1 protein-coding gene is annotated in these 1,151 nt (G+C 34.7%); it reads left to right on the top strand.

Annotated elements, in window-relative coordinates:
- Positions 1-396 precede the first annotated feature (396 nt).
- On the top strand, positions 397-726 hold the full coding sequence (yneA, locus tag CCU_RS12685; RefSeq protein ID WP_015534940.1) for a cell division suppressor protein YneA: 330 nt from the start codon (positions 397-399) through the stop codon (positions 724-726).
- Positions 727-1,151: the final 425 nt, after the last annotated feature.

Below are 1,151 nucleotides of genomic sequence, written 5' to 3'. Positions count from 1 at the left end.
GGTGGATAGCCCTTCTTAAGCTGTTCTTCCTTGATATATTCCAAAATCTCTGTCTGTTTATCAGATATCTTTCCTTTTCCCATGTATATTGAACCTCCACAAATAAATTCTATTTAACATAATCTGTTATATACAAAATATGATAGCACATATGTTCTGATATTGCAAACGAATGTTCTGTTTTTAATTTTGCTTTGTTTTGAATATTCTTGACCGGATCTATTCTTTCGTGGGAATAAAAATGGACACTTGATAGTGCATAATATAGGAGTATTAAGGATTCAGAGTTACAATACGAACTGCAGTCGTACAAGTGTTCGAAAATCACTTGACAACAAAACATCTGTTCGATATAATACGAACATAGTAACAAACATACGTTCAGGAGGGATAGAGATGAATAGATTATTTAATTTCATCAGCAATAAAAAGGTGACAATAATTGTAGCCATAATCATAGCAGCAGTATTATATGTTTCGATCACACACATGGATGCATCCGAAGCTGATGCCACCAATGCCAGCACCAAGTATTACACATGTATATCCGTTGAGTCTGGCGATTCACTTTGGGATATAGCTCAGAAGTATATGACTGATGAATATACATCAACCCAGGATTATATCGATGAAGTTGTCTCGATCAACAATCTGAACAACGATTCATCGATAGTAGCCGGAACCAACCTGGTAATACCATATTATGAAGTGACTGATCTCAATTAAACAAGGAATTAGATGTTCTTGATCAACGCATATAGATTCTATTAAATGATAGATTCTATATGCGTTTTCTGTTTAGATTTTTGCTTAGAGAGTCGTAAGAATCAGTGAAAGCAGTGCAATTGGAATGTATTTTGGTCTATATGTTTCTATTCGCTAAACTCAGGTTTTACGAAAAAATATAGCATATTTTATTAGATTATGCTATAATCCATTTAGCCATATACATGAATATGCCCACAAATTAACATATATCAGGAGGTTTCAAATATAACGATGCCAGCCAAGCCATACAACAAACAGGTCGATGAGAATAATATATTATTGCTCAGAGATATTCTTTCCGAGTTACCACAATACGCAACGATCGCTTTTCGTGGAATTGAGAATACTACATCCACAAGAACACGCCTTGGTTACGCCAGGGA

Source organism: Coprococcus sp. ART55/1 (genome assembly GCF_000210595.1).
Taxonomy (GTDB): Bacteria; Bacillota; Clostridia; order Lachnospirales; family Lachnospiraceae; genus Coprococcus; species Coprococcus aceti.
This window is presented reverse-complemented; position numbering and strand designations above follow the sequence as displayed.

Excerpts from the sequence above, each read along its gene's own strand:
- yneA (WP_015534940.1), top strand. The coding sequence starts at position 397 with ATGAATAGATTATTTAATTTCATCAGCAATAAAAAGGTGACAATAATT.